The 14994-nt window shown below is 69.3% G+C and carries 18 protein-coding genes and 1 tRNA gene; 8 read left to right on the top strand and 11 right to left on the bottom strand.

From position 1 onward, the window contains the following. Positions 1–190: 190 nt before the first annotated feature. The 4 genes from DRV85_RS01985 to DRV85_RS01970 form a co-directional block, all read right to left on the bottom strand. Complete coding sequence (locus DRV85_RS01985; protein ID WP_113287727.1) at positions 191–1000, bottom strand: lytic murein transglycosylase; 810 nt, start codon at positions 998–1000, stop codon at positions 191–193. A gap of 70 nt (positions 1001–1070) precedes the next feature. Then, on the bottom strand, positions 1071–1823 hold the full coding sequence (locus tag DRV85_RS01980) for a hypothetical protein (protein ID WP_113287726.1): 753 nt from the start codon (positions 1821–1823) through the stop codon (positions 1071–1073). 185 nt (positions 1824–2008) lie between these two features. Continuing rightward, entirely contained in the window at positions 2009–3415 is a 1407-nt protein-coding gene (gene glnA / locus DRV85_RS01975; protein ID WP_113287725.1) for a type I glutamate--ammonia ligase, read from the bottom strand. Between the two features lie 41 nt (positions 3416–3456). Beyond that, positions 3457–3795: a P-II family nitrogen regulator gene (locus DRV85_RS01970; RefSeq protein ID WP_113287724.1), complete on the bottom strand. Its 339-nt coding sequence runs from the start codon at positions 3793–3795 to the stop codon at positions 3457–3459. Positions 3796–4037: 242 nt separating this feature from the next. Between DRV85_RS01970 and DRV85_RS01965 the strand changes: the two genes are divergently transcribed. Next, a complete protein-coding gene (locus DRV85_RS01965) occupies positions 4038–5573 on the top strand; it encodes an NAD(P)H-hydrate dehydratase (RefSeq protein WP_113287723.1) in 1536 nt (511 codons plus the stop codon). Here the strand turns inward: DRV85_RS01965 and DRV85_RS01960 are convergent. Continuing rightward, positions 5570–6064 carry a Hint domain-containing protein gene (locus DRV85_RS01960; protein WP_113287722.1) on the bottom strand — a complete coding sequence of 165 codons (495 nt, stop codon included), beginning with the start codon at positions 6062–6064 and terminating at the stop codon, positions 5570–5572. The genes DRV85_RS01965 and DRV85_RS01960 overlap by 4 nt on opposite strands. A gap of 136 nt (positions 6065–6200) precedes the next feature. Between DRV85_RS01960 and DRV85_RS01955 the strand changes: the two genes are divergently transcribed. From DRV85_RS01955 to tig, 3 genes are all read left to right on the top strand, one after another. Continuing rightward, positions 6201–6285, top strand: a tRNA-Leu gene (locus DRV85_RS01955). A 90-nt stretch (positions 6286–6375) separates the two neighbouring features. After that, entirely contained in the window at positions 6376–6879 is a 504-nt protein-coding gene (locus DRV85_RS01950) for a ferritin-like domain-containing protein (protein WP_113287721.1), read from the top strand. A 149-nt stretch (positions 6880–7028) separates the two neighbouring features. Further along, positions 7029–8360, top strand: a complete 1332-nt coding sequence (gene tig, locus DRV85_RS01945) for a trigger factor (RefSeq protein ID WP_113287785.1) — start codon at positions 7029–7031, stop codon at positions 8358–8360. Between the two features lie 55 nt (positions 8361–8415). On the opposite strand, the gene DRV85_RS01940 is transcribed toward tig, so the two are convergent. The 6 genes from DRV85_RS01940 to rpsF all read right to left on the bottom strand — a co-directional run bounded on the left by DRV85_RS01940 (position 8416) and on the right by rpsF (position 12233). Next, positions 8416–9312, bottom strand: coding sequence for an acyl-homoserine-lactone synthase (locus tag DRV85_RS01940; RefSeq protein ID WP_113287720.1), 897 nt, complete (start codon positions 9310–9312; stop codon positions 8416–8418). 230 nt (positions 9313–9542) lie between these two features. Further along, the gene (locus DRV85_RS01935; RefSeq protein WP_113287784.1) at positions 9543–10244 is read right to left on the bottom strand and encodes a LuxR family transcriptional regulator; all 702 of its coding nucleotides are present in this window, start codon (positions 10242–10244) and stop codon (positions 9543–9545) included. Between the two features lie 52 nt (positions 10245–10296). Continuing rightward, positions 10297–10695 (bottom strand): helix-turn-helix domain-containing protein, encoded by a 399-nt coding sequence (locus DRV85_RS01930; RefSeq protein WP_113287719.1) that lies wholly within the window; start codon positions 10693–10695, stop codon positions 10297–10299. A gap of 290 nt (positions 10696–10985) precedes the next feature. Then, positions 10986–11624, bottom strand: coding sequence for a 50S ribosomal protein L9 (gene rplI / locus DRV85_RS01925; RefSeq protein ID WP_113287718.1), 639 nt, complete (start codon positions 11622–11624; stop codon positions 10986–10988). 10 nt (positions 11625–11634) lie between these two features. Beyond that, positions 11635–11862 carry a 30S ribosomal protein S18 gene (gene rpsR, locus DRV85_RS01920; protein ID WP_037262148.1) on the bottom strand — a complete coding sequence of 76 codons (228 nt, stop codon included), beginning with the start codon at positions 11860–11862 and terminating at the stop codon, positions 11635–11637. Positions 11863–11879: 17 nt separating this feature from the next. Further along, positions 11880–12233, bottom strand: coding sequence for a 30S ribosomal protein S6 (rpsF, locus tag DRV85_RS01915; protein ID WP_113287717.1), 354 nt, complete (start codon positions 12231–12233; stop codon positions 11880–11882). A 241-nt stretch (positions 12234–12474) separates the two neighbouring features. Between rpsF and DRV85_RS01910 the strand changes: the two genes are divergently transcribed. From DRV85_RS01910 to DRV85_RS01895, 4 genes are all read left to right on the top strand, one after another. Next, a complete protein-coding gene (locus DRV85_RS01910; RefSeq protein ID WP_113287716.1) occupies positions 12475–12708 on the top strand; it encodes a hypothetical protein in 234 nt (77 codons plus the stop codon). Positions 12709–12787: 79 nt separating this feature from the next. Beyond that, positions 12788–13723: an ACP S-malonyltransferase gene (gene fabD / locus DRV85_RS01905; RefSeq protein WP_113287715.1), complete on the top strand. Its 936-nt coding sequence runs from the start codon at positions 12788–12790 to the stop codon at positions 13721–13723. A gap of 28 nt (positions 13724–13751) precedes the next feature. Continuing rightward, a complete protein-coding gene (gene fabG / locus DRV85_RS01900; protein ID WP_113287714.1) occupies positions 13752–14489 on the top strand; it encodes a 3-oxoacyl-[acyl-carrier-protein] reductase in 738 nt (245 codons plus the stop codon). Between the two features lie 210 nt (positions 14490–14699). After that, positions 14700–14933, top strand: coding sequence for an acyl carrier protein (locus tag DRV85_RS01895; RefSeq protein ID WP_113287713.1), 234 nt, complete (start codon positions 14700–14702; stop codon positions 14931–14933). Positions 14934–14994 lie beyond the last annotated feature (61 nt).

Below are 14994 nucleotides of genomic sequence, written 5' to 3'. Positions count from 1 at the left end.
CCTCTCCACAACTGCTCGTTTCTTCTGAAAATTGTGACCGACAATCAGGGAGAAACTATGTCGAAGACCTAGAAACAGTTGGGCAATTCGGGAAAACGGCTGCGATTGTCCTTGTCCTTCGAACAGTCGTCGGCGGATTTCCCCCATCCGGGGTGTCCGGGGCGCGCATGCGCGAACAGAGCGTTTCCGCTCAGCGATCAATGCGGGCGGCCGCGGCCGCGATCGCCTGTTGGTAAACGGTGGCGGCGTTCCATTCGCCGATGACGCTGAAGTTGTGCGATCCGGGTTGGTAGCCCTCGCCCGCGCGCCAGCCTTTCCGGGCGAGGAAATTGGCGGTGGAGGCCAGCGCGTCGCCCGTCTCGTAAAGGTTCACGCGCCCGTCGCCGTCGATGTCCACGCCGTAGCGCAGGGCGTTGCCGGGCAGGAACTGGGTGTGCCCGAGTTCGCCGTGAAAGGCGCCGAGCTGCGTGGGGCTGAGCATCCCGCGGTCCACCATCTGCAGTGCGGCGATGGCGTGCGGGGTGAAGAACTCGGCGCGCCGGCAGTCGTAGGCGACGGTCAGGATCGAGGAGACGACGGGCTCGGAGCCCATCGTGCGGCCGAAGCCGGTCTCCATCCCGTGGATCGACAGCAGGATGCCCGCCGGCACGCCGTAGCGCTGCTCGAGCGCGGCGAAGAAGGCGCGGTTGGGCTCGAGCCGGCGGCGGGCCTGCGCCGCGAAACCGTCGAGCGAGCCGAGACGGATGCGCACGAAATCCTCGAAGCTGTAGCGCACCCCGGTCTGGTTGCGGTCGGCATTGATCGTGCGCTGCGAATAGCGCGCCTGGGCGAGCGCCTGAAGGCCCCGTTCGCCCACCCCGGCCGCGGCGGCCTCCTGCGCGAAGGCGGCCTTCCACTGCTCGAAGCCGGCGGATGTGTCGCCGCAGGGCGCCGCGGCGACGGCGGCGGCGCAGAGCAGGGCGGGAAGGGCGGTCAGACTGGCACGGCGGAACGGGAACATGGGCTACTCCGGATGGCACTGGCGCGAATCAGCCTACCCGCGCCCGTCCGTCGCGCAAGTCATCACCGGATCAGACGGGCATCATCGCGGCGACCTGCTGCAGCGCCCCCGCATCGTCGAGCGCGAAGAACAGTCCGATCAGGGCGCAGGCCTGCGCCGCAAGACGCAGATCGGCCCCCTGGCGAAGGTTGACCGCCAGAAGCACGGGCGCGAGCGGCAGGCAGAGGACTCCGGCGGCGCCCGAAAGGGCCCATGCCGCGCAGCGGATCTGCGGGCTCGGGGCGGGCGCCTCCTGCTCCTCGGACAGGGCGCGAAAGGCCGCGCGCAGCCTCAGGCTCTCGGTCGGGTCGGGCTCGGCCGGCAGTTGGGCGGGACGTGCGGCCTCGCGCTCGGACGGGCGCAGTTTCACAGGCCGGGCGGGACGCACGCTGCCGGCGACGCGTCCGGCCACCTGCATGAACTCCCGCGCGTCCAGCCAGCTGCCGGGGGCCTGCCACTCGATCCGGTCCGGCGTCAGCCGGGCGGCCAGCCGGTAGACCAGGTGCAGCAGCAGCGCCTCGCCCGCAGGGGTCTGTTCGGCCGTGGCGCGCTCGGCGACATGCACGGTCAGGCGGTCCGGTCCCTCGGTGGCGAGCCGGATCGTCGCCTCCGGGGTCCGCACCCACAGCGCGCCGTCGGGAAGCGTGCCCGAGGCGTCGATCCCGTGCCCGGTCTCTTCGAGCCAGCAGGCGAGCCGGCCCTGCAGCGCGACCGGCTCGGGCATGTGGTGTGCGTCAAGGCGCAGCGCGGCGAAGTGGCAGGGCATTTCAAGCGCAGCGGTCATTTCCCCCTCCTGATCTCGTCAGGGTTGTAGTAAACACACCGTTGGGCAAATCTTTGGGCCAATTGTGCCCAAAACCGGGCAAGATATGGCGATGCATCCCGCGGGGCGGGGGCCGGTACGAAAGCGGGCCGGCACGAAAAAGGGGCGCCCGGCCGGGCGCCCCCTGAGTTCCGGCCGCAGCCCGGTCAGCAGCTGTAGTAGAGCTGGAATTCGACCGGATGCGGCGTGTGCTCGTACATCTCGAGCTCTTCCATCTTCAGCTCGACGTAGCCGTCGATCTGGTCCTTGGTGAAGACGTCGCCCGCGAGCAGGAAGTCGTGATCGGCGATCAGCGCGCCGATGGCCTCGCGCAGGCTGCCGCAGACCGTCGGAATGCCCTCGAGCTCTTCCGGCGGCAGGTCGTAGAGGTTCTTGTCCATCGCCTCGCCCGGGTCGATCTTGTTCTTGATCCCGTCGAGACCCGCCATCAGCAGCGCCGAGAAGGCGAGATAGGGGTTGGCCGAGGGATCGGGGAAGCGGACCTCGACGCGCTTGGCCTTGGGGCTTTCCGCCCAAGGAATCCGGACCGAGGCCGAGCGGTTGCGCGCCGAGTAGGCCCGCAGCACCGGCGCCTCGAAGCCGGGGATCAGCCGCTTGTAGGAGTTGGTCGAGGGGTTGGTGAAGGCGTTGATCGTCTTGGCGTGCTTGAGAACGCCGCCGATGTACCAGAGCGCCTCCTGGCTCAGGTCGGCGTATTTGTCGCCGGCGAAGAGCGGCTTGCCGTCCTTCCAGATCGACATGTTGACGTGCATGCCGGTGCCGTTGTCGCCCGCGATGGGCTTGGGCATGAAGGTCGCCGTCTTGCCGTAGGCCTGCGCCACGTTCTTGATGACGTATTTGTATTTCTGCAGCTCGTCGGCCTGCTTCTTGAGCGAGTCGAAGATAAGGCCCAGCTCGTGCTGGCAGGAGGCCACCTCGTGGTGGTGCTTGTCCACCTTCATGCCGAGCCGCTTCATGGTGGACATCATCTCCGAGCGGATGTCCTGGCCGTCGTCGAGCGGGGGCAGGGGGAAGTAGCCGCCCTTGATGCCGGGGCGGTGCCCGGTGTTGCCCATCTCGTATTCGGTGTCGGTGTTCCAGGAGCCGTCCTGCGCGTCCACCTCGTAGGAGACCTTGTTAATCGCCGTGGAGAAGCGCACGTCGTCGAAGAGGAAGAACTCCGCCTCCGGCCCGAAGAAGGCCGTGTCGCCGATGCCCGAGGACTTGAGGTAGGCCTCGGCCTTCTCGGCGGTGCCGCGCGGGTCGCGCTCGTAGGGCTCGCCGGTGTCGGGCTCGCGGATCGAGCAGTGCAGCGCCAGCGTCTTCTCGGCGAAGAAGGGATCGACGTAGTCGCTGCCGACGTCGATCTCCATGTTCATGTCGGAGGCCTCGATCCCCTTCCAGCCGTTGATCGAGGAGCCGTCGAACATGAAGCCCTCGTCGAGGAAGTCCTCGTCCACCTCGTCCGCGACCACGGTGACGTGATGCATCCGTCCGCGCGGATCGGTGAAGCGGAGATCGACGTAGGCCACCTCCTCGTCCTTGATTTTCTTGAGAATCGAATCCTTGCTCATTCCCTTCGTCCCTTTCGCTTGCTGGGGTCTCTTGCGGGGTGTCAGATCGCGTCCGAGCCGGTCTCGCCGGTGCGGATGCGGATGGCCTGTTCGACGGGGCTGACGAAGATCTTGCCGTCGCCGATCTTTTCGGTCTTGGCGGCCGCGACGATGGCGTCGACGGCGGCCTCGACCTGATCGTCGTCGAGCACGACCTCGATCTTCACCTTCGGCAGGAAGTCCACCACGTATTCGGCGCCGCGATAGAGCTCTGTATGGCCCTTCTGGCGGCCGAAGCCCTTCACCTCGATGACGCTGAGGCCCTGCACGCCCACGTCCTGCAGCGCCTCCTTCACCTCGTCGAGTTTGAACGGCTTGATGATCGCTTCGATCTTTTTCATGGGGGCCTCCTCGCTCCGTGCCGAGTGGGGTGAGACCACGCCGCCCCGGGGGGCTCAATCGAATTGCGCCACGGCCCCAATGGCCGCGGGCGGGGCTCGTCGGCAGTGGCGCGGATTTGGGCGAGGTGCCCAATAAGTGTGCAGATTGTCAAGACGAGCGTGCGCAGGGCGCGACGGGTTGCCGTCGGGGGGCTCCGACGCCCATAACCGGCGGGCCTCCCCCGGGCCGAGGAGCCGTCGCCATGACCGAATCCGAACCGCTGGTGACCGCCGCGCAGATGCGTGCGCTGGAGGGGGCCGAGATCGCCTCGGGCCGCGTCAGCGGCTGGACGCTGATGGAACGGGCCGGGGCGGGCATCGTCGAGGCGATCCTGCGCGCCTGGCCGGCCTTCGCCGCCCGGCCTCACAGCGCCGTGGTGCTCTGCGGGCCTGGCAACAATGGCGGCGACGGCTTCGTGGTGGCGCGGCGCCTCTATGGCCGCGGATGGCGCGTGCGCGTGCTGCACTGGGGCGCGCGCGAGAAGATGTCCGAGGACGCGCAGGCGGCGCACGACCGCTGGGCCGCGCTGGGACCGGTCGAGCCGATGGAGCCCGGCCGCATCGCCGGGCTCGAGGCCGACCTATTCGTGGACGCGATCTTCGGCACGGGGCTCACGCGCGAGGTGCCCGACATCGTGCGCGCGGCGCTGGTGGCGGCGCGGGGCGCCGCGGACGCGGCCGGCGGCCGGCTGGTGGCGGTGGACATGCCGAGCTGGTTCTCCTCGGATTCGGGCGCGCATCTGGGCGGCGGGGCGCGGGCGCGCTTCGACCTGGTGGCGGCGGTGCGGCCGATGAAGCTCGGACAGTTCACCGGCGATTTGCCCAATGACGTGGCGCGGGTAGCGCCGGTGGAGATCGGCCTGCCCGAGCCGGATGGCGCGGTGCGTCTCCTGGGGCCGCCGAGGGGCATGGCCAAGCGCGCAGGCACGCATGTGCACAAGTACACCCACGGCCATGCGCTGGTGCTCGCGGGCGGGGCAGGGCGCACGGGCGCTGCACGCCTCGCCGCGCGGGCGGCGCTGCGGGTGGGGGCCGGGCTGGTGACGGTCGGCGCGCCCGGCCCGGCGCTCGCCGAATGCGCGGCCCAGCTCACCGCGGTGATGCTGCGCGAGGTGGGCGACGGCGCGGCGCTCGAGGCGGCGCTGGAGGACCGGAGGCTCAGCGCGCTCTGCCTCGGCCCCGGCCTCGGCGTGGACGACCGGGGGGCGGGCCTCGTGGAGGTCGCGCTCGCCTCGGGGCGGCCTGCGGTGCTCGACGCCGATGCGCTCACGCTGATCGCCGATCCGGCGCGCGGGCTCTTCCGCAGGCTGCACGGGGGCTGCCTGCTCACCCCGCACATGGGCGAGTTCGCGCGGCTCTTCCCGGACCTTGCCGACCGCGTCAGGACGGAGGCCACGCAGGGCTTTTCGCGCGCCGACGCGGCGCGCGAGGCAGCGGCACGCGCGGGCTGCGCGGTCCTGCTCAAGGGGGCGGACACCGTCGTGGCCGAGCCGGAGGGCCGCGTGGCGCTCAACGCCGCGCTCTACGAGCGTGCCGCGCCCTGGCTCGCGACGGCCGGGGCGGGCGACGTGCTCTCGGGCCTCGCGGCGGGGCTGATGGCGCGCGGATTCGCGCCGGCCGAGGCCGGCGGCGCGGCGGCCTGGCTGCATGTGGCCGCGGCGCGCCGCGTCGGGCCTGGCCTCGTCGCCGAGGATCTGCCCGAGGCGCTGCCCGCCGTGCTGGCCGCGCTGGAGCGCTAGGCGATCTCTGCGGCCGCCGGCGCGGCGCTGGCGAGCTCCAGCCCGTTCGCGTAGATCAGATGCGGCCGGTCGAAGCCCAGCGTGAAGAGCCGCAGCCGCCCCTCGCCCAGCCGCACCACATGCGCCCCGTCCACGAGCCGCGACAGCGGCACCAGCAGCTGCGCGCGCCCGTAGAGCGCCTGCGCGCGCCAGTCGCGCAGGAGGATCCGCTGACCCGCGGGCAGCCGCATCGCGCCCCCGGGGCGATCGCGGCCGAAGGCGCCGCGGCCGACCTGCACCTGCGGCGCGACCGCCTCGCGCACCTCCAGCACGCGCAGCGTGACCAGTCCCGCGTCGCGCGTGATGATCCGGTCGCCGGGCACGAGGTGCTCGACCGGAAGAATGCCGTCCTGCGTGTAGATCAGCGTGCCCACGGCCACGCCGTGGAGATCGGGCGGCGCGAGCGCCGGTCCAGCCTGCACGCTGCCACGCCCGAGTGTGTCCCGGGTCATGACGCTGCCCCTTGTCCTGCCTCAGTCTTCGTTATTGTGCCGCACACTATCTGAAGGAAGGGTTGATGTCGCCGGCGAAATCGCCCTGCACCGGACTCTCGCCTCGGGCTGTGGCCTCTGGTAGACAGGCCGGCGTGCGGGTGTGGCGGAACTGGCAGACGCACTTGGTTTAGGTCCAAGCGCCGCAAGGCGTGGGGGTTCGAGTCCCTCCACCCGCACCATCGTCGTTTTCCGGCCGGCAGGAACCGGGCGGCTGCGACGGGCGTTGCCGCACGGATCCGAGACGACGATCATTCACAGGAGGACGACAGATGAAGGGCCCCGAGGTCTCTCTCAAGCATCTTCAGCGCGCGCTGACGATGGAGCTCACGACCATCAACACCTATCTCTATCAGGAGCGCCAGCTCGACGACTGGGGCATAGACCGGCTCGCCGCGCGGATGCGCGAGGAGACGGAGGAGGAGCGCGGGCACGCCAGCGCCTTCCTGACGCGGCTTCTCTTCCTCGACGGCGAGGCCGACATGCAGAAACTCGACAAGGTCGCCAAGCCTGAAAGCGTCCGCAAGATCTTCGAGACGCAGCTGGAGATGGAGCGCGAGGCGCAGAAGTATTACGCCAAGGCCGCCGACGAGTGCCGCGAGGCGGGCGATCTGGGCACTTTCGAGCTCTTCATGCGCATCCTCAAGGACGAGGAGGAGCATATCGACTTCGTCGAGGAGCAGTTCGACCTGATGGAGATGCTGGGCGACCAGCTCTACCTCGCGCGGCAGGTCTCGTCCGTCAGCAAGGACAGCGAGGACGAAGAGGTGCCCTGAGGCGCACAGGCCCCCGCCGCCGGACCCGGCGTTGCCGCCCGGTCCGGCGGCGGGCCTTTCGGCTTGCATGGCTGCGGCGCCCTTTCTAGAAGGGCGCCTAATTTTTCGAGTGCCTCCGCGCGCGGGGGCCGTTCCGACATGAGGGCATGATGCAGGTCACCGAGACCCTGAACGAAGGGCTGAAGCGCAGCTACGAGATCACCGTCACCGCGGACGAGCTCGACGAGAAGGTGAACGAGAAGCTCGCCGAGGCGCAGCCCGAGATCGAGATGAAGGGCTTCCGCAAGGGCAAGGTGCCCATGGCGCTGCTCAAGAAGCAGTTCGGCGAGCGCCTGCTGGGCGAGGCCGTGCAGGAAAGCGTCGACAAGGCGATGTCGGATCACTTCGAAGAGACCGGCGACCGCCCGGCCATGCAGCCCGAAGTGAAGATGAAGGGCGAGGACTGGAAGGCCGGCGACGACGTGCAGGTGGAACTCACCTACGAGGCGCTGCCCGAGGTGCCCGAGGTGGATCTCTCCTCGATCTCGCTGGAGCGCATGGTGGTCAAGGCCGATGACGCCGCCGTGGACGAGGCGCTGAAGAACCTCGCCGAGAACACGCAGGACTTCGAGGATCGCGAAGAGGGCGCCGAGGCGCAGGACGGCGACCAGGTCGTGATCGACTTCACCGGCAAGCTCGACGGCGAGCCCTTCGAGGGCGGCGCCGCCGAGGATTATCCGCTCACCCTGGGGTCGGGCAGCTTCATCCCCGGCTTCGAGGAGCAGCTCAAGGGGGTCAAGGCCGGCGACGAGACCGAGGTCAGGGTCACATTCCCCGAGGACTACGGCGCCGCGCATCTGGCCGGCAAGGAAGTCGTCTTCGACGTGACCGTGAAGGCGGTGAAGGCGCCCAAGCCCGCCGAGATCGACGACGAGCTGGCGAAGAAATACGGCGCCGAGGATCTCGACGCGCTCAAGGGCCAGATCCGCGAGCGGCTGGAGGCGGAATACAACGGCGCCGCGCGCCAGGTCGCCAAGCGGCGGCTGCTCGACAAGCTCGACGAGATGGTGGACTTCCCGCTGCCGCCGGGGCTCGTCGAGGCCGAGGCCAAGCAGATCGCGCATCAGCTCTGGCACGAGGAGAACCCGGAGGTTCAGGGTCACGACCATCCCGAGATCGAGCCCACCGAGGAGCACGTGAAGCTCGCCGAGCGTCGCGTGAAGCTGGGGCTCCTGCTGGCCGAACTGGGCCAGCGCGCCGAGGTCGAGGTGACGGACTCGGAGATGACCCAGGCCGTCATGCAGCAGGCCCGGCAGTATCCGGGCCAGGAGCGGCAGTTCTTCGAGTTCGTTCAGCAGAACCCCCAGATGCAACAGCAGCTGCGGGCGCCGATCTTCGAGGACAAGGTCGTGGACTATGTCTTCGAGCTGGCCGAGGTGACCGAGACGGAGGTCAGCAAGGACGAGCTCGAGAAGGCGGTCGAGGCCCTCGAGGACGAATGAGGCCCCGGCGGCCCCGCGCTCCCCTCTCCGGGGCGGCGCAGGGCCGCCGGTCTGCTCAGCTCGCCGCCCGGTCGAGCGCCTCGGGCTCTTCGGGCCGGTCGGAGCCCAGCAGCATCTCTGCCAGCGCCAGGGCCGCGTCGAGTTCCCTGGGCGTGCGCGCGTCGCGGATCTGGGCGCGGCAGTAGTCGCGTAGAGCGGTGCGGGTGACGCCGGCCTCGGGGGCGGGCGGGGCGGTGTTGCGGGAGACGATGGTCATGCTGCGGAGTCCTTCCTGGTCGCGCGGGGTGTCGTCGTCCGTCTGCGGGGCAGGCGCGCGCGCAAGCGCCTCCTCCTCGGTCAGGTGCACGTCGTGGTGGATGCCGGCGAAGGCGCGGATCCTGTCGACCCGTTCCTCCGTGCAGTCGAGCAGCGCGGCGAGCGCCGAGACCTTGCCCATCGGCGTCGGCTTGCCGAGATAGCCGTAGGGCGCGCTGTCGGAGCGCTTCAGCACCCGGTCCATGACCGGGTCGATCACGGTCACGATATCGGTGATCCCCGAGCGCATGGCGTATTCCAGCGATCCGATCATCAGTTCGCAGGTGGCATAGGAAATCGAGTGCCGCGACGTGCCGCGGGTCAACCGCTGCGTGTCCACGCAGAAGCGGGTCGACTCCCAGATCGTCGCGCCGCGCAGGGGCGGTTCTCCGTTCAGGATGTCGGCGAACACGTCCGAGAGCATGTGCGGCCCGGTGGTCTGAAGCGCCCGCACGCAGGAGACGACATGACCCTCGTCGTCGAGGCCCAGGATATAGGCCGGATCGAGGGCGTCGAACTTGTCGATTTCACGGCCGTCTTCCGTACAGTCCACCTCCCAGCCAAGGCGGTCGGCGAAGACGCGCTTGCGAAGACGGAACATGTCGTCCAGCAGATGCGTGAACCGGTGCGCGTTGAGAGCGTCGATCACGATGATCATGGTGCTTCTTCCCCCAGAGTCCCGTGTTTGTTGTTGGTAGGCACCAACATACCCGTCACGGGAGAATGCTCTATTGGGGGAATCCCGTAGGCCCGGCGCGATGCGCCAGGTTCCGCTCATGCAGAGGCAGGTCGGGAAGAATCAGCAGCGCAAGGTCTTCCTTTCACCACCTGAAGTTGTAGCATGCGCGGCCGCGTTACGCTAGCGTCAACTTTGCGGGCGGCGCGGCCTCAAAGCGGGGTGATGAGACCCAGACCGATGGCGCGGCCCACCGCCTGCGGCGTGGTGAGCGCGAAGAGCTTGCTGCGCGCCGAACGGAGATGCACCTCGACGGTGCGGTAGGAAATGCCGAGGATGTCGCCGATATCCTGCTGCGACTTGCCGGCGGCGGTCCATTGCAGGATCTCGATCTCGCGCGTGGAGAGCGCCGGGTGGCGGAGCGCGCGCGACAGCACGTCCGAGCCCATCACGGTGTCGTGCAGATGCACCGCGGCGGACTGCAGATCGCTGATCACCCGGCGTGTCAGCATGTCCCATTCCCGGACCGGGCAGTCGCGGGTGACGCTGAGCATGCCGATCTCGCCGTAGGGCCCCCGCACCGGCACGGTCAGGCCCCGGTCCACGATGCCGAAGTCGCTCGCGTCGCGGAACACCTGGTCGAAGCGGCGGTCACGCTCCAGACGGCGCCAGTCCACCGGCGCGATGCTGCGGCCGGCCGTGGTCAGCGTGGGGTCGATGTTCTGGAAGCCGCGTTCGGCATAATGCTTCTTCCAGCCTTCGGGATAGGTGACATAGCCGTGTATCGTGCCCTGCACCGGATTGGTGCCGGCATAGGCGGCGTAGTCGAAGCCCAGGCGCTGGCAGAGCTGCGCGAGAAAACTGTCGAAAGGCCGTTCGCCGGGCGGCAGCTGTCCGAGGTCGATTAGATCCATATCGCCCATACCCGGGCCGGCCAGACAGCGGCGTGCACCTCGTGCCGCGTCCTCAGGCCTCCAGCCCGGCCTCTTCGCGTTCGGCGGTGCGCTGCGACATCGACGTCACCATGTCGAGCACCACCTTTTTCTGATCATCCGGCAGCTTCAGGAAGTGGCGCACCAGCCGGACCGCGCGGGCGTCCTGCAACAGTTCGTCGCCCGGCGCCTGGGGCGCTGTTCCGCCCTTGCCGTCGGCCTGCACCCCTTCGAAGAAATGCATCACCGGGACGCCCAATGCCGAGGCGATCGCCCAGAGGCGGGACGCGCTCACACGGTTGGCGCCGGTTTCGTATTTCTGGATCTGCTGGAACTTCACGCCGGCCAGCCGCCCCAGTTCGGTCTGGCTCATGCCCAGCGCGATGCGTCTCTGGCGTATCCGGCTACCTACTTCGACGTCGATCTCGTTCATTCCTGTGACTCGGTCCTTGTCCGCGGATGCGGGCGATCCGGCGCCATGCCGCGTACGCCGGGGCGCGGCAGGCTGACGGGCTGCGCGCGCGGGCATCATCCCCAAATCCCGTTCAATAAACATGCCCATGGAGCCGACGGTTTGCAACGCCTTCGTTGCGAAACTGTCTTGTTCCACAATCGAAAGTTGATCGTGCGGTGGTCGCGGATCGTCACCGCGCCGTTCCGGGGGCGCGTCCGGATCGAGAGGCCCGCGCGGCGCGAGTGCCGCGCGGGCCGGGTTTCGGCGTGTCAGCTCTCGCGCTGCGCGCGCTCGGTCTCGTCGTCGCCCTCGGCCGGGCGCTCCGGCGCGGGGCCCTCGTCCTCGTCGAGGCCTGCCGCGCCGATATCCTCGAAGAGCTCGGAGATCTCGAACTCGGCCTGCGCCTCTTCTTCCGCGGCGACCTCCTGAATGGTCTTGCCGGCGGCCTGAAGCTCGGCCTCTTCCTGCGAGCGGGCGACGTTCAGCGTGATCTCGGCCTCGACCTCGGGGTGCAGGCGCACCTGCACCTTGTGAAGGCCGAGCTCCTTGATCGGGCGGTCGATCTGCACCTGCTTGCGGTCGATCGAGACGCCGGCCTCCGTGGCGGCGTCGGCCGCGTCGCGGGTCGTCACCGAGCCGTAGAGCGCGCCGCCGTCCGAGGCCTGGCGAATCACGACGAACTGCTGGCCGTCGAGGCGCGCGGAGAGCGCCTCGGCCTCCTTGCGGGTCTCGAGGTTGCGCGCCTCGAGCTCGGCCTTGCGTGCCTCGAAGGCGGCGATGTTGGCCTTGGAGGCCATCAGCGCCTTGTTCTGCGGCAGCAGGTAGTTGCGCGCGAAGCCGGGCTTGACGTCCACGACGTCGCCCATCTGGCCCAGCTTGGCCACGCGTTCCAGAAGGATCACTTGCATCGGGCTGGCCTCACTTCACGGCGTAGGGCAGGAGCGCGAGGAAGCGCGCGCGCTTGATCGCGCGCGACAGCTCGCGCTGCTTCTTCGAGGACACCGCGGTGATCCGCGACGGCACGATCTTGCCGCGCTCCGAGACGTAGCGCTGCAACAGCTTGGTGTCCTTGTAGTCGATCTTGGGCGCGTTCTCGCCGGAGAAGGGGCAGACCTTGCGGCGGCGGAAAAACGGTTTTGCGGCCATGGTTTACGCTCCTTTCCTCAGCGGCGGTCGCGGCGGTCGCCGCGCTCGTCGCGCTTCTGCATCTGCACCGACGGGCCTTCGTCGTGCTTGTCCACCTTGATGGTCATCACGCGCATCACGTCGTCGTGCAGGCGCATCAGGCGTTCCATCTCCTGCACGGCCGGCGCGGGCGCGTCGGTGCGCAGGAAGGCGTAATGGCCCTTCCGGTTCTTGTTGATCCGGTAGGCCATCGTCTTGACGCCCCAGTATTCGCTGTCCACGAGTTTCCCGCCGTTGTCGGCCAGGATGCTGCCGAAGTGCTCGATGAGCCCCTCGGCCTGCGCGTTGGAGAGATCCTGACGCGCGATGAAGACATGCTCGTAAAGCGGCATGTGCACTCCGTCTCTTTCGGGCGCATTTCATAGGGCCGGGGTCCGACCCTCCGCACCGGCCCACGAGAGACTGCGCCGTGGCGAAACATTCCGCGGAGGGAAGGCCGCCGTATACACGCCTGAGCCGCATGTGCAAGGCCGCGGTTTCGGCCGCATGCCGAACGCACGCCGCGGTTGTGCCGCATTTTCGGCGAATTACGCGGCGAGGCTGTCGGCGATCCGCCAAGACCGGGAGGAAACGATGGCTCTGACCGAATCGCAGGACCGCCCCGCTGCACCCGCCCCGACGCCCCTGACGCGGGCGCTCTTCGTGGTGAACGGCAGCGGTCTGCTCGCCGCGGCCGGCGGGCTCTGGCTTGTGCCGGGCTCGAACCTGGGCGCCGACGTGCTGCTGATGAAACTGGGTCTCAGCCTCTTTCTCGCCCTGGGCGGGCTGACCTTCCTGTCGGCGTCCCGCAACCGCCGCGGCGGCTGACGCGGGGCGGCGCCTGCGCCTGTTGCGCGCGTGGGACCGGCCCTGTATCTGGGCCGGAAACCAGCGGCATGGGGGTGGGATGAGCCGAGCCTTCGTCTTTCCTGGGCAGGGGGCCCAGAGCGTCGGGATGGGCCGCGCGCTGGCCGAGGCCTATCCGGCGGCGCGCGCGGTGTTCGAGGAGGTGGACGACGCGCTCGGCGAACGGCTGAGCGCGCTCGTCTGGGAGGGCGACCCCGAGACGCTGACGCTGACCAGCAACGCGCAGCCTGCGCTGATGGCGACCTCGCTCGCCGCGATGAGCGCGCTGGAATCCGAGGGGGTGCGCATCGGCGCCGCGGCCTTCGTGGCCGGTCATTCGCTCGGCGAGTACTCCGCGCTCGCCGCGGCCGGGGCGCTCACGGTGGCGGATGCGGCGCGGCTCCTGCGGCTGCGCGGCGAGGCGATGCAGCGCGCGGTGCCCGTGGGCGCGGGCGCGATGGCCGCGCTTCTCGGGCTGGGCCTCGACGCGGCGCGCGAGGTCGCGGCCGAAGCCGCGCAGGGCGAAGTCTGCGCGGCGGCCAACGACAACGATCCCCAGCAGGTGGTCGTCTCGGGCCACAAGGCCGCGGTGGAGCGCGCGGTCGAGATCGCCAAGGGCCGCGGCGCGAAGCGCGCGGTGCTGCTGCCGGTTTCCGCGCCCTTCCATTCGCCGCTCATGCAGCCCGCGGCGGAAGAGATGAAGGCCGCGCTCAACGAGGTGCGGCTCACGGCCCCCGCGGTGCCGCTCGTCGCGAACGTCCGCGCCGAGGCGGTGGACGACCCCGAGCGCATCCGCCTGTGGCTGGTCGAACAGATCACCGGCGCGGTGCGCTGGCGCGAGAGCGTCGAGTTCATGCAGGCTCAGGGCGTCACCGAATACTGGGAGATCGGCGCGGGCAAGGCGCTGTCGGGCATGATACGGCGCATCGACCGCCAGGCGGCGACCCGCCAGGTCGGCACCCCCGAGGACGTTCGGGCGGCCGCCGAGGCGCTTTGAGGACAGGCAACAGGAACAGGAAACCGCGATGTTCGATCTGACGGGAAAGGCGGCGCTCGTCACCGGCGCCTCGGGGGGAATCGGCGGCGAGATCGCGCGCGCCCTGCACGGGGCGGGCGCCACCCTCGGGCTGTCCGGCACCCGCGAGGGGCCCTTGCAGGCGCTCGCGGAGGAACTCGGCGAGCGCGCGCATGTTCTGCCCTGCGACCTGTCCGACCCGGCGGCGGTGGACGCGCTGCCCCGGCGCGCGGCCGAGGCGATGGGCGGGCTGGACATCCTCGTCAACAACGCCGGCATCACGCGCGACGGCCTGTTCATGCGCATGTCGGACGCGGACTGGCAGCAGGTGCTCGACGTCAACCTGACGGCCACGATGCGGCTCTGCCGGGCCTCGCTGCGCGGCATGATGAAGGCGCGCTGGGGCCGGATCGTCAACGTGGGGTCGGTCGTGGGCTCGATCGGCAACCCCGGGCAGGCGAACTACGCCGCCGCCAAGGCGGGGCTGTCGGGGCTGACCAAGTCCATCGCCCATGAGGTCGCCGCCCGCGGCGTGACCGCGAACCTCGTCGCGCCGGGCTTCATCACCACGGCGATGACCGAGTCGCTCACCGAGGACCAGCGCGCCGGGCTGCTGCAGAAGGTGCCCATGGGCCGCATGGGCGAGGCGCGCGAGGTGGCGGCGGCCGTGCTCTACCTTTCGAGCCCCGAGGCCGCCTATGTCACCGGCGCCACGCTGCACGTCAACGGCGGCATGGCGATGCTCTGAGGCGGGGCGGTGAATGGCTCTGGAAAGCGTTTGCCATCGCCGATGCATGTGCTATAGGCGCGCCTGATTTCGGGCCGGGGCGGCGCACCGCAACGGGCCGAGCCGCCACGCGCGGCGGGTGAGGCGCCCTGCCGGGCGCACGGATGCGCCAGACCCGAGGGGCGAGGGCAGAACAGGGCGAAGGCCCGGAAGGACAATGAGGACTTTGACATGAGCGACATCGCGGATCGCGTGAAGAAGATCGTCGTGGAGCATCTCGGCGTCGAGGAGGACAAGGTCAGCGACAGCGCCTCCTTCATCGACGACCTGGGCGCGGACAGCCTCGACACTGTCGAACTGGTCATGGCCTTCGAGGAGGAGTTCGGGATCGAGATTCCCGATGACGCCGCCGAGAACATCCAGACCTTCGGCGACGCGGTGAAGTTCATCGAGGACGCCCAGTAAGAGACTGGGACCATTGCGTTTCTGGCGGCATCCGGGAAGCCGGGTGCCGCCTTCGCATTTG

Source organism: Rhodosalinus halophilus (assembly GCF_003298775.1).
Lineage (GTDB): Bacteria > Pseudomonadota > Alphaproteobacteria > Rhodobacterales > Rhodobacteraceae > Rhodosalinus > Rhodosalinus halophilus.
The sequence above is the reverse complement of the archived record's forward strand: the minus strand, read 5'-3'. Positions and strand labels throughout refer to the sequence as shown.